General features: G+C 62.1%; 11 protein-coding genes, 1 tRNA gene and 1 pseudogene. 8 read left to right on the forward strand and 5 right to left on the reverse strand.

All coding sequences use genetic code 11. The features are described from left to right. The first annotated feature begins 44 nt into the window (after positions 1 to 44). A tRNA-Met gene (locus tag L0976_RS07075) sits at positions 45 to 121 on the forward strand. Here the strand turns inward: L0976_RS07075 and L0976_RS07080 are convergent. Together L0976_RS07080 and L0976_RS07085 are read right to left on the reverse strand one after the other, a co-directional pair. After that, positions 78 to 1922 carry a recombinase family protein gene (locus L0976_RS07080; protein WP_234187056.1) on the reverse strand — a complete coding sequence of 615 codons (1845 nt, stop codon included), beginning with the start codon at positions 1920 to 1922 and terminating at the stop codon, positions 78 to 80. The two genes, L0976_RS07075 and L0976_RS07080, sit on opposite strands and share 44 nt — an antisense overlap. 54 nt (positions 1923 to 1976) lie before the next feature. Next, positions 1977 to 2501, reverse strand: coding sequence for a hypothetical protein (locus tag L0976_RS07085; RefSeq protein ID WP_234186696.1), 525 nt, complete (start codon positions 2499 to 2501; stop codon positions 1977 to 1979). Between the two features lie 537 nt (positions 2502 to 3038). On the opposite strand from L0976_RS07085, the gene L0976_RS07090 reads away from it, so the two are divergent. Further along, positions 3039 to 4007, forward strand: a complete 969-nt coding sequence (locus L0976_RS07090; protein WP_234186697.1) for a hypothetical protein — start codon at positions 3039 to 3041, stop codon at positions 4005 to 4007. A 68-nt stretch (positions 4008 to 4075) separates the two neighbouring features. Here the strand turns inward: L0976_RS07090 and L0976_RS07095 are convergent, their stop codons facing one another. Together L0976_RS07095 and L0976_RS07100 are read right to left on the reverse strand one after the other, a co-directional pair. Then, complete coding sequence (locus L0976_RS07095; RefSeq protein ID WP_234186698.1) at positions 4076 to 4735, reverse strand: hypothetical protein; 660 nt, start codon at positions 4733 to 4735, stop codon at positions 4076 to 4078. Continuing rightward, positions 4736 to 5176: a hypothetical protein gene (locus L0976_RS07100; protein WP_234186699.1), complete on the reverse strand. Its 441-nt coding sequence runs from the start codon at positions 5174 to 5176 to the stop codon at positions 4736 to 4738. It lies immediately after the preceding gene. A 1107-nt stretch (positions 5177 to 6283) separates the two neighbouring features. On the opposite strand from L0976_RS07100, the gene L0976_RS07105 reads away from it, so the two are divergent. From L0976_RS07105 to L0976_RS07130, 6 genes and pseudogenes are all read left to right on the forward strand, one after another. Continuing rightward, the gene (locus L0976_RS07105; RefSeq protein WP_234186700.1) at positions 6284 to 7168 is read left to right on the forward strand and encodes a hypothetical protein; all 885 of its coding nucleotides are present in this window, start codon (positions 6284 to 6286) and stop codon (positions 7166 to 7168) included. 82 nt (positions 7169 to 7250) lie between these two features. After that, a complete protein-coding gene (locus tag L0976_RS07110) occupies positions 7251 to 7598 on the forward strand; it encodes a hypothetical protein (protein WP_234186701.1) in 348 nt (115 codons plus the stop codon). Continuing rightward, positions 7595 to 9625, forward strand: coding sequence for an ATP-binding protein (locus tag L0976_RS07115; protein ID WP_234186702.1), 2031 nt, complete (start codon positions 7595 to 7597; stop codon positions 9623 to 9625). The genes L0976_RS07110 and L0976_RS07115 overlap by 4 nt, the downstream gene beginning before the upstream one ends. Next, positions 9618 to 10361: an ATP-dependent Zn protease gene (locus tag L0976_RS07120; RefSeq protein WP_234186703.1), complete on the forward strand. Its 744-nt coding sequence runs from the start codon at positions 9618 to 9620 to the stop codon at positions 10359 to 10361. The genes L0976_RS07115 and L0976_RS07120 overlap by 8 nt, the downstream gene beginning before the upstream one ends. 315 nt (positions 10362 to 10676) lie before the next feature. Continuing rightward, complete coding sequence (locus L0976_RS07125) at positions 10677 to 11012, forward strand: hypothetical protein (RefSeq protein ID WP_234186704.1); 336 nt, start codon at positions 10677 to 10679, stop codon at positions 11010 to 11012. A 247-nt stretch (positions 11013 to 11259) separates the two neighbouring features. Then, positions 11260 to 11628 (forward strand): annotated as a pseudogene (locus L0976_RS07130) (integrase core domain-containing protein); the annotation flags it as partial. 43 nt (positions 11629 to 11671) lie between these two features. Here L0976_RS07130 and L0976_RS07135 read toward each other — a convergent pair. After that, positions 11672 to 12922 (reverse strand): Na+/H+ antiporter NhaA, encoded by a 1251-nt coding sequence (locus L0976_RS07135; RefSeq protein ID WP_234186705.1) that lies wholly within the window; start codon positions 12920 to 12922, stop codon positions 11672 to 11674. Positions 12923 to 12980: the final 58 nt, after the last annotated feature.

Below are 12980 nucleotides of genomic sequence, written 5' to 3' on the forward strand. Positions count from 1 at the left end.
CGGGCCGCCCTCAAAGCGGCCCTTTTGCAATGCAAAAACTATAACGCGGGGTGGAGCAGCCCGGTAGCTCGTCAGGCTCATAACCTGAAGGCCGCAGGTTCAAATCCTGCCCCCGCAACCACGGAGACTTGTAACCGCTTCCAGTCCGCCTCCTCCTCAGCGAGGACAGCGCGGAAGCGGGCCTGGAAGTCCAGCTTCTCCTTCTGTCCCTTCAGCTCGCCCGCCCTCACACGGCGGGCGTAGTCGTCTGTGAAATCTGCACGCATCGCCTTGCTGTAGTCCTGGAACGCCTTCATCGAGGCGAGGATCGACGCAAGACGGCCGTGGATCGTGAGGTCGGCCGACTTCCCGTCGGGGGAGGGGGCGATGACCACCTTCTGCACCAGCTCCCGCACCAGGTTGAAATGCCCCTGCACCGCGTCGTGCTCGGACTTGCCGGTGCGCACGATGGCCGTCAGCGCCTTGGTGATCTGGTTGAACATCGACGGGTTGATCGTGAAGGGCTTGAACACGGCATCCCTCCTCGTCGACAACCGGCTCAGCTCGGCTTCCATCGCATCGCGCTGCTTCTGGAGGTCGTCGAGCAGGCGGTCGAACGCATCGATCTTCGGCTGGCCGGCAAGCAGGCGCTCGGTGATCTGATTGGCGACGGCCTCCTGCTTGCGGCTGGCCTCCTTCAGGTTTGCCTCCAGCTTCTGCCTGGACTGCTGGCTGACCTTAAGGCTCGCGGCGATCTCCCTGTTCACCCGGTCTTGGATCGAGGTCATCTTCTCGGCGGAAAGCAGGTTGTCGGGAATGGCGTCGAGGACGCGCTGCTCGAGTTCCTTGCGGGCGATCGTCTTGGAGTTGGTGCAGACGATGTCACCGAGATGCTCGATGGGCAGCTTCTTCTGCCGGTTCGTGCAGCCGTAGCGGTCCTTCGCCATGATGGCGTACGGGCCGGCGCAATGGGCGCATTCGAGTAGCCCGCTCAGCACATATTGCGGGCGGTGCGCCCGGTTGAGCTTGTTGGTCGTGGTGTGGTCGAAGTTCTCTCCGACCTCGATCTGGCGCTGTTTGACCCTGGTCCACAGCGCGTCGTCGACGATCCTGAGTTCGGGTGCCTCGCCGACAACCCATTCGCTCTGGTCGTTAAGCCGCGCCTCACGGGTCTCCGTCTCCGGGTTCTTGTCGAAACGGCGTCGATTATAGACGATCCGGCCGATATAGGTCTCGTTGTTCAGGATGCCGGCCCCGAGGTCGCGACGGCCGCGGATCGCCGTGTCGCGCCATTTGGCGCCCTTGGGGCCGGGCACGGGCGGCACGCGGTTGTTGAGCTCGACGGCGAGCTCCTTCGGGGAGCGACCGAGGACATATTGCTGGTAAATCCAGCGGACGATCTCCGCCTCCTCCTCGTTGATCTCGCGCAGGCCGGGGATGCGATCGCCCTTCGCATCGTATTCGAGCTTGATGCGGTAGCCGTAGGCGATGCCGCCGGCGGCCTTGCCCTTGCGCACCGTCGTCTTCATTCCTTCGCGCGTCCGGTAGCGGGTCTGCTCGATCATGTCGTGCGAGATGATCGAGCGCAGGCCGAGTTCGATGTCGGCGACGGGCGCCTTGGCCTGTACGGTCCAAAGTTCCACGCGGTAATGGCGCAGTTGCTTCAAGATCCCGCTGCTGTGCTCCATGTCACGCGAGATGCGATCGACGGAGACGCAGAGCAGGATGTCGATGTCCCGCTGCCTGATCCGGCGCAGCACCTGCTGGATACCGGGGCGCGACTTCAGCTTCGTGCCGCTGATGGCGCGGTCCTCGTAGATCTCGACCAGGTTCCAGCCGCGCTCGGCGGCAAGCGCGCGGCCGAGCTCGATCTGTGTCTCGATCGACTGCTCGTCCTGACGGTCCGTCGAATAGCGGGCATAAAAGATGACGTTCTTCGGCATGGGCTGACTCGGAAAATTGGTGGAACAGGACTCGGGCGAGGGCGTTGCCCGCGGTCAGGCCGCAGGCATATCATCTCTCTGCGGGGTCCGGAGCCCCTGTTCGAAGAGCTCGGGCGTACCGTAGAGCCGGCGCATCGAAACGCGGTCGGTGAGAATGCCGTCGTATCTGCCCGTGCGTCGCAGCGCCTCCATGACGAACGGCGTGTCGAAGGCGATCCCGAAATAGAGGTGGTCGCGCGGATTGGCGAGGGTGGGGTCGATGACGGTATCGCCGTTGACGAGCCAGGCGTGTTCGAAAAGAACCGGATTGTTGGCGAGGTTAACCGCGAATCCCTCGGCATAATGGATCGTGTGGTCACCCGTCATAATACGGGAGAGGAGCTGCCGACTGCTATTGGCGTGGCATTGCTGCGGCGGGCCGAGTACCAGCCATTCAGGAGGAGGTGCATCGGTCGTATGAAACCGGCCGTAGCGGTGCAGGGCGCTCACCGGTCCGAAGACGTCTTCGCAACTGGCAAGCCATGCGATATGGCTCTTCATGAGCGCCATGAAATCCGGATTGTTCGAAATTGCGGACATGCGTCTTCTCCTCTAGTGCCACAAAACAACAATGTTTGTACTCGGGCATTCTCGGGGAAGACGGGTCGGGACCTTCGCGCTTTGACACGCTCGGCACGACATCGTCCGTGCCGCAACACATAGCCGGCGGCGGCGAAAACGCAAATGCCACGTTCGCTTCCGGTAAACGGATGGTTAACGCGCGAATGGCATCTGGAAGAGCCAAAAGGACAGACTGGGAGCAAATCCGCGTCCCGATGTATCGGTTCTGGCGAAAGACGTCCGACGCGGAAATAATTGCCGGATCGTGACTGCGGGCGGTTGGAAAATCAATCATTGATTGTATTTTGGGAGAGTGCGGCAGGGATGCATTTAAGATGCGTCAACTTGTCGCAGTTTAGGCATTCTGAAGCGAATCTGCGCTCCAAAAACCCTAATGAAATCAATAAAAGATATTTGTAATCAATGGCTTGTATGCATCGTTGATTTGACAGGCTGGTCGGCTCAGGCGATCATTGAGGTACAGCAAGTGTGCTGAACCAGAGGAGAAAGTCATACATGAGTACCGTCATCAAGCTGAAGGGTCACAACCAGAAGAAGGGGAAGGGTAAGCCTGCGGCCGGGGCTGCGACCGCGGCAGGCGACCTCGCGCCAGAAACGGACAACGCGCTCCGGCGCGCGTTGGAGAAGATCGTCGCGCTCAACCGGGATTCCACGCATCACGCCTTCGAGCTCGGCGCCTGCTTTGCCGAGATCAAGGCGCTCGTCCCGGAAAGGGGCTTCGGCAGGTGCCTCAAGGTCTTCACGGACTATACCGTCCGCTCGGCCTGGAACTACATCTCGATCCATGAGCGGCTCGCGACCTACCGCGAAGCTCTTCTCATGCACGCGGTCCTGCCGACGGTGATGTTCGAGCTGGCCAAGTGCGAGCCCGCACAGATCGAAGCCGTCATCGCGCGGATGGCTGATGGCGAGCGCATCAAGGTCAAGGACGTCAGGGAGATGCTCGGCACGAAACCGAAGCGCAAGAGCGATGCGGCCATCCTCAATGCAGGAGGCCCGGCCGGACTTCGCAAGGTCGCGGAGTGGAAGATCGATCAGGACGCCGTTCAGTTCGGCCAGCTGACGTCGGCGGTGCTCGAACAAGTCGAGAAGGCGCTGGAGCCGCTTGCCGCCAGGCGCGCCGTCCGGAAGGGCGCGCTTCAGGAGAAGATCGTTCATGACTGCCGGCATGCGCACGATCTCATCAACAGCATCGCCGCGCCGCTTCAGCCTCAAATGGTGAGGATCGACAACTGGCGGCCGGCCAGGCTTCCGGAAGGCACTGTCTGGCGCGAGGTCCAGAAGTTGCTCCACCGCATGGGCGGAGCCGAGAGCTGGCCGGGCCGCGACGACTTCGTCCCCTGGCTTCAGAACGAGGTCGTGCCGTTGTTGCGCTTCGTCGTCCACGGTGAGCCGTTGCCTGGCGGGATCGAAGACGTCGATGAAGAAGCCACCCCTGAACAGGTCGAGCGCCGGGCGGCCTGATGCCGTGCTCGCCTGCAAATCCAAGGGCCCCGCGATCGTGCGGGGCCTTTTTGCGTTTAGGGGCAGATTTAGGCGACGGGAGCAGTGTGCTTGCCGGATGTCTCGTCTTGCGTTGCCACGGCCGACGCGGTCCACTCGCTGACGAGGATCGGGCAACCCGCGCCGGTCGCCGGACACCAGACAACGCCCCTCGGCAGGTCGAGTGCCAGGATGGCGCGTTCGCTAAGGCCCTCGGGAGCGGTGATCTGCCTCGCGAACGCGGTGAGGGTCTTGTATGCCGACGTGCCGTCCGTCTTTCTGTCGAAGCTGATGAAGTGGCCGTCCCCCGAGGCAAGATCGTCGCACGGGAAAATCCGGTACGTGTACCGACAGCTGCGCATGGCGCCGTTGCGGCCAATCTTGCGGGTGACGTAGGGCTCGAAGTCCTTCGCGTCGCGATCGCTGACGTGCCAGCGGCCGACGATGACGATCTCCCGATGGCGGACAAGATCGCGTTCGGTCGCCTGCCGGATCTCCGCTTCGAAATCCGCCGCCTTCATCGCCAGCGGATGGTCCGCCGATACAGGCTCCCCGTTCAGGTAGGTATAGAGGGTATCAGACGTGACCACGATTGCGGCGTCCTCGCCCGGCAGCAGCAGTTTGCCTCGATAGGAAAGCTTGCTCTTCGCCCTGGCCTTCAGCGCGTCATCGAATGCGTTCGGGAAGTCAGGTGTATCCAGTGTCAGCATCTATTGAACCACAAGCGCCCGCTCTATCACCCCAGCAAGCGCGCCATCGCCGTACATGCCATCGAAGTCTGCCGAGAAGACCCGCGGCATGCCGGGATTGCGTCGACGAATGTGGCAGCTGCCTTCAAGAATGGTCCGCCCGAACGGTAGATATTCCACCTTGATGCGGTAGCCGGCTACATAGTCGAACCTGTACCCCTCATCGAAACTGATAACTCTTCCACGATTGTATGCCGCCCTTTGCAGTTCCTCCTCTATGACAGCGTAAGTGCTTTCGTCCCTTCGCCCCGAAGCATCTCTCGAACCGAACCGGTGCGGGTCCGCCAAGGCGAGAAGTTCCATGAGAAGACGGCGCTCGAAATCAGGCGGCAGGGCCTCGTCAATCCAGATGTAGACGACATCCTCGTCGCAATATTCGTTGTGATGGTGCTCGATGATCATATTCCATGTCCCCCGTGATTGCCTGAGTTCGTGGCGAGCAGCTTCCCGTAATATTCGACCTTCTGCTCCTTGCTGATCCTGCATGCCTGCTCGAACTCGGCCGGGAGGTTCGACGTTATTATTGATGTCATTTAGCTACTCCGTACTTGTTGCTATATAGAAATGAGAACCTCAAATATGATCAAGCACAACCCCCTGATGCGACTATTTTTATATTAGGTCGCAGGAGCGATGTGGAATCCTTTATTTGCAGGGCATGAGAGTGCCACGAACGCCTGGATTGCCGGCCGCTTGAAGGGTGATGAGAAAAAACTCAATGTTGACAATGATTTTATCGTTGACAGGCTCGAATTCCTGCCGAACCATTGATGTTGCAGCATGTGGCTGCTGAACCAGAAGGAATGAAGATGAGTAGTACAGTATCGCGTGAACAGAGCAAAACATCGGAAACCGGGAGTGTTTCTCTCAGTAAATCTCCGAGGACGGCAGAGGCGTGGTCAGCGAAGAGGGCGAAGGTCAGGCGAAGAAGCAGGTGCAGGCGCTCGCCGACCACGTCAGTCGAGCCCTCAGTCTTTCTGATCGGATGATGGCTGGCGGTGTGATCGCACCGCTTGGTGGAGCCTGGCTTGCCGACGATGCGGAAGGGGTGCCCGCTACGCACGGCACGGCCGGCACCCGGTCATTCGCAAGGCGTTCCGCGTGCGGCGTTAACCATACCGGAGCTCTGTCTGTTCCGGATGTGTTCCGCCGGCTTGCCGGAACAGAATCTCCGGGCTATGCCAGTCAGGTCCGCGGAAACCGAAACCCCTGCAGACACTTAGCGGCCCCCGCCGGTGCTACCAACACCGAACGAGGGCCTGACCAGAAACCTTCTGACGAAAGGCTACCGGCTATGTCGACCCTTAAATGCTTCGCTTCCCGCGTGGAAGCATCTTCTCTCCGTTCTCCTGTCGAAACCCGCCGTCTCGCGCCGACGTCGCACATCCGCGACTGACCGCAATCGATCGTCCGTTCTGCGACGCCCGATGCGGAAATCGTTTCCGCATGCGCGGACCTGTGTCCGCCGTTCGCAGGGCTGGCGATCCTGATCCCGACAGGAGAGAGAAGATGAATCCGAACACTACCGATGGCGCAACGGCGCCGGTCTATCCCCACGCCGCCGATCTCGCGGTCCTGCTGCCGTCCCTTGAGGCCCTCGTCGACGAGATCGTCGCGTCCGGCCTGTCGCGCGATACGCTCGGCCAGGCGCTCGATGCCGGCATGACGGAAGTGACCACCCTGCTGCGCGCCGTGCCGGCGGCCGAAGGAAAATTGCTGGAGCGCGGCATCGCCCTCATCGCCGGCCGCAATCCGGACCTCGTCGTGCTGACGCAGAATCTGCGGCTGCCGGTCACCAGAGCGGCCAGCGAACTGGTCGAGATGAACGATCCCTCATTGTACCGCTCGCTCAGCCTCGACGCAGACAGCGGTGGGCGCAAGTCGTATACGCCCGACCTGCTGATCCTGAACCGCAGGACCGAGGTCGCGCATCTGGTCGACGTCAAACGGAGCCTCGGCTCCTACGAGTTGGCCCGGATCGTCGAACTGAAGAACCGCATGTTGGCGGCGGCGCTGGTCGTCCCGGACCTTCTCTATAAGGAACATCGCCGCCTTCGTGCGAAAGAGGTCCGGGTGGTCATTCTCAACGCCGAAAACCAGCGTGCCGATATCGACGGCGGCGTCTGGCCGCTCTCGCATCTCGATCATCTTCTCGAGGTTGCCGAAGCCGGCAAGGCCATGGCGCATCTGCGCGAGCTCTTCCAGCACCGGGTCGAGGAGAACTGGTCGGCGGCGCTGGCCAGCCGTCGGCAGGGTGCTTCCGCCGGCAATGCCCGGAAATCGCCAACCCTCCATTGCGATGGCGACGATGTCTGCGGATCGGACACTCGGGGCCGGTCACGGCTTCCCGTCTCGATAGGCTTTGCGCGCGCGCCGCGGGCCGCCGGCCCGTAGTCGCCACCGGCCACACCTTCTTCCCTTGCTGAAACTGTTTTGACGCCTGATCCCCTGGACAGGCGATGAGGAGATGTCTGTCATGACGCAATCGACTTCCAATGTCATTCCCTTCCCGATTCCGCGAACCCTGCCCATGACGAAAACGCGGTCGTTGCAGGCGCGGGCGGCCGCATTTGCTGCTGCTGTCGCGTCCGCCGGTGAGCACAGCGCCCTGTCCGACGATCATGCCGTGCATGTCGCCGCGGTCGTGCGCGCTTCGATCCGGTTTGCCCGTCGCAAGGGCGTATGCCTCGACAGCCTGCCGCCGCAGTTGCGCATCTGGTTGCTGGAACTCTGCAATCAGGGCGACCCGACCTGCCGCATGGTCCGCGACTGGCTTGCCGGGAATCGTCGGTTCTGTGTGTCCCTTATGAAGGAGACCGTATGATGGAAACGCTGACGGATCGCATGACGCGCTATCTCCTGAAACGCCTTCGCCGCCGCGGCGTATTCGCTCTCTATGAGCGCGCGGTCGATGTGGGATTGCTGGCCTCCGCGTTCATCGGCGGCGAGGAGCGGAAAGGGACGACCTGGAAGGTGAACGATCAGGCGTGGCATGTGCTGACCGGCAATCCGGATCAGGATCGCGCAACTGTCGCACGGATGATCGGCGTGGGCCGTCCGCCCCGTCAGCGCGCCGACGAACCCGTTACCTTCATCGTACCGGACGAGAATGCGGTCGACGGGGTTGTGACATTCGAATGCGGGTCCGTGGGCGCATCGGACGAACAACCGAAGGGCAGGCGAAGGAAAGCTCGACGGGTCCGTGCAGGCGGAGTGGCTGCCAGTACCGCGCCCGGTATCGGCTTTCCCTATGTCGCCGCCCTTCTTCGCGAGCATTTGCCGCCGCCCAATCCCGTGCATGCCGCCGTCGCGCTGCTGGTCGCCCGCGCCGTCGGCGCCAGTCTTCCGGATATCTCGACGCTGATCGAGGCGCTGCGTCCTTCAGCGCCGTTTGTCCTGTTGAAGGCGCCCGTGCCGCGCTTCGAACTTTGCCTCGGCATGATGCTCGAGGACGGGCTGATCCTGCCGTTCCGGGCGGCACTCGAAGACGTGCTTCGCGATAATCCTCTGTCGGGCCGGTACAGGCAGCAGCAGTCCGCGGTGATCCGGCGCAAGATGAAGACGCTGTCCGGCATTGCCGTCGAGAACACGGACGACCAGCACATCCGCAAGCAATTCCGCCAGGCGCTTCTCGACGAGCCCGCGCCGATCCTCCTTGCCGACGAGACGCGGTTTGCCCTGACGCCGGTCGTCACCGAGACCGCCGATCTCGTCCTCGAATGCGGTGGGATCGATCATGAGATGATCGCGGAGCTGCTGCATGTCTGCTGCGGCATTCCCCCGAAGCAAAGTCTCGTGTTCATGGACGATATCGTGTTCGATCCGGAAAGCCTCACGCTCGACGACGTCGCGCTTGCGGTTCGTCCGGGACGGACGGCCGAGCAGACGCTCTCGGTGCTTGCCCTGCTCGCCGAGCGTACTGCGGCGGAGGAAGAGGAGGACAAGGAGGGTAGGGAGACCGGACACCGCAGGCAAAGGTCTGGCAAAGGGCGGGCCAGCGAGACGACGTCGCAAAGGAATGCCGGAAAGAAGAAGCCGCAGGATGTCGGCATCGACGTGATCGAGCCGGTCACCTCGGTCGATAGCGATACGGTCACGGCTGATGCAGCGGGAACGCCGACCCCGAAGGATCGTCTGCTGTCCGTCGAGACGCTTGCCGGCTGTGGTCCTGCGCGCGACTGGGCGCTCGATCTGAAGGCCGATCTGGCGCTTTGGCGGAAGGGTGTTCTTCGGTGGGACGAGATGACGACGAAGCTCCTGTTGTCGGGACCGCCTGGAACCGGCAAGACGACCTTTGCCCGGGCGCTCTGCAATACGCTCCAGGTTCCCTTGCTGGCGACATCGGTCGCGCGCTGGCTCGAACCCGGCTATCTCGGCGATGTGCTGAAACGCATGTCGGCATCCTTCACCGTCGCCGGGGAGAAAGCGCCGGCCATCCTGTTCATCGACGAGCTCGACAATATCGGCAGGCGGCAGGGAGCCGGTAGCAGGAACTACGACGATTACTGGGCGTCGCTGATCAACCGCATGCTGGAGTTGTTGGATGGTGCTTCGCAGTCTGAAGGCATCATCGTCGTCGGTGCGACCAATCTGCCCGAGAAGATCGATCCGGCGCTGCTGCGTTCCGGTCGGCTGGAAACCCATGTCGAGATTCCAATGCCGGATATGGAAGCCCTGGTCGGTATCCTGGGCCATCATCTCGGCTCCGATCTCGATGCGGTGCTGGCTTCCGCACCTGCCGCAACCACACCACGACGTCTGCGCCCGCCGCCGGCCAGAAACGGGGAACTGCCCGTGCGGCGCAAACCCTTCTACAAACCCGAAGCACAGAAAGGACCTCGCCATGACTGAAGCTGCCGGTCATTCTCCATCTCCGGACGGTCTGCGTCCGCTCGCATTGCTGGCCCTTGGCCGAACGGGCGCCGATATCGAGCGTCTCGTTCGCGAAGTGCGGCGCAAGCTGCGGCGCGAAGGACGAACCATGGTCTGGGACGATCTCGAAACGGCCCTGTGCGATGGGCAGGCGGCGATGTCCGACGATCTGCGCTGGCGGGCGAGCGTGCATGAGGCGGGACATGCGCTGGTCTACACGTTGACCGGCATTGCGGAGGTGAAGGCTGCGAGCATCGGCCTCCACGGCCTTGGCATGGTCGCAACCGTTGCCAACGATCGCTTGCCGCAGAATGAGGCCTGGCTGATGAACGCGATGGCCGCGATCCTCGCCGGGCGGGCGGCGGAGCTGTTGCTGTTCGGGGAAACGCTTGCGGGGGCTGGCGGTGCAGATGAGAGCGATCTGGCGCGGGCGACGGACATGGCGCTCGCTGCGGAGACGCGGCTCGGCTTCTCCGGCCATCAACCGCTGCTCTACCGTCCGCCCAACGCGGCGATGAACGAGCTGGCCCTCGATCGCGACCTTGCCGGGCGGGTCCATACGCGGCTCCTTGCCGCCGAGGCCATCGCAAGGCGACTGCTGGAGGAGCACCGGGAGCGGCATCATGACATCGCAAGGCGCCTCGCCGCGGTCGGGATCGTGTCGGGTGACGAGTTGCGGGAAATGATCGGCGGTGCGAAGGACACGGCAGTCTGAGCCAGGAAACCTTGTCTGCAAAGTGGATCGATGTGCGGGCGCGGTATTGCGCCGTGTCGGCATGTCGAACTGCATCAGGTTGATTTGGGGCGATCTGGGTCGGGTTGCGGGCACCTTGAGACACATCATCTCAATTTATCCTGACGCGATTCCTGCCAGGAAATCCGCATTGCTGGACTGCGAAACCGCGATTCAGGTGCAAACCACGTTTGCGGAAAGCGGCGTTTGCAGGCGAGAGGAATGTGCTCCGCAAACCTCGTTTGTCGCTTGCATCGCCGGCGGCGACGCTGGGTCTCCAACAGAGGAGACAGGCGCATGGCCAGGAAATCGATACGACAGCGGAATGCCGAGCAAAGGGTCAGGCAGCAGAAGGTGAGGGACGATGCCCGGGCGCAAAGACGGCCGACGCGGGACGACATCGCCCGCACGCTGTTGTGGCAGATGATCGTGACGGCGAAGCAAAAGCGCAAGCGCGACGAGATACTCGGCCTGCTTTGCGATGAGATCGTCGCCGAACTGGTGCTCCAAGGCTTCGATCCCCGAGAGAGCGAGGCCGTGTTCGACGCGCTGGCGGAAAAGTACGACCCCGACGTCAGGCCGTTCCGCATCAAGCGGCATCTGGAGGGGAAGGCACGCGCTGGCAGGGAATAGCGGTGACACCCTGCTGGCAGGTGTCCACGCCGTCCTCAAGGCCATTGGTCCGAGTTGGCGCGATCATCGTCTCGGTAAACGGTGTCGTCAAATATACTGCGCTCTCTCCCCATTACTTCACAAAACGGCGTTTGCAGCGGGATGGATTCTGGTGGGGGTTGCAAGGGCTAACCGTGGCTTTAGGCCGGACAGCACGTTTAGAGGGGGGGTGTTGTAGCGACAGATTGCCTCTGTGTCCGGCGAGTGAGTCGGCCGTGAACCGGACAGGATCGCACTCCGCACGGGCACCTCTGTATGATCGTCTCGGACAACGGAACGGAGCTAACCTCGAACGCTATCCTCAAATGGCAGCAGGACCATGCTGTCGAGTGGCATTACCTCGCGCCAGGCAAGCCGACGCAGAATGGCTTCGTAGGGAGCTTCAATAGACGGCTGCGCGATAAATGCTTCAACGAGTACCTCATCACCAACTACCGCCATGCGCGGGCGATTATCGAGGACTGGAGAAACGCCTATAACCTGAACCCGCCCGCATACGAGCCTGGACAGCTTGACCCCTTATGAGTTTGCAACCCCCTCCAGACAGGACCAGAGCCTGGACAGAGCTAACTTATAAACGCGGACAATCAGGGGAGCAGGTCACCATGATGACGTGATATCTACACACTCCGCCGCACTCCAAAGATACGCCCGGCGGTAATCGCAATGAAGGCGCTGCCGAGGCTGAACAACGCTCCCATCTTGGCGGCGTCCTGAATGGGACCGCCCGGAAAGGCGACTGAGGCCACGAACAGCGCGACGGTGAAGCCGATGGCGGCGACACAGCCAACGACCGGCAGGTCGCGCAACGCCATGCCCGCAGGCAAGCCGAGGCGCAATGGATAGGCAGCGAGCCAGCCGAACAGGGTAATGCCGAGCGGCTTGCCGATGATGAGTCCGACAAGAACCAGCCAGGTCGGTTCGGAAATCGCCGAGAACTCGACCCCGGCATTCAGCAGCCCGAAGCCGAACAGCACGAACTGCACTGGCACCTTGAGGCCATGCTCGATGACGTTAAGTAGGTCGGTTTGAAAGCGCTCCTCATCGGCGAAAACGCCGAACTCCCGTTCTGCATGCGGAATGGTTGGCACGATGGGCAATAGGCCCAGCGCCGGATGCAGCCCCGCCATCTGGAAACCGTACCAGCTCACCGCGCCCGCGAGCGCCCAGGGCCAGAAGCCAAGAACTTTGCGCACCCAGGTGGAGTAGGGCCGGGCCTGATTTCCCCGGTCGAGCCGGCGCGGCAGCACATTAGTGAGGAAGTACACCGAAAGCGCCGCGGCGAGCGAGAGCAGGAGCCAAGCTGGCGCCACCTCGCCCGAGGGATAGAAGATGGCGAGAATGGCAAGCCCCCCGGCATCGTCGGCGATGGCTAGAAGAAGGAGGAAGCCAATGGCGGGATGGCGCGCGCCGAAGACCACCCGCCCCACGAGATAGGAAAACGCTATATCGGTGGCCGTAGGGATAGCCCAGCCTCGGGAAACCTCGTCAAGTACGCCGAGAGCCAGAGCGAGACATAGATAGACGACAACCGGGCCGATCATGCCGCCGACCGTCGCGATCAGCGGCGTCAGCGCCTTACGCCCGCGCAGCGAGCCGTCGTGCAACGCCACCGCTTCCCAGACTTCCTTGGCGGCGATGGCGAAGAAGAAAGCCATCAGCACGTCGTTGAACAGAAAATGCAGGGTCATGACCCGCTGCGGCAAGCCTTCGTGGATTTCCAGCGCCCCGATCGGGCCGCCGGTCCACAACGGAAAATGCACCAGGGCATGATAGCTGTCAGGCGCGACATTGGCCCAGACCAAAGCGATCACCGCGCCGCTGATCAGCAGCAGTGAATAATCGGCGATATAGTTCCAGACACGATACATCGGCACCCAGGTAGTTGATTGATCATTCAAATAGGAGACAGCGCCAGCCTTGAAGCCA

This window comes from Shinella sp. NM-101, from assembly GCF_021401195.1.
Taxonomy (GTDB): Bacteria; Pseudomonadota; Alphaproteobacteria; order Rhizobiales; family Rhizobiaceae; genus Shinella.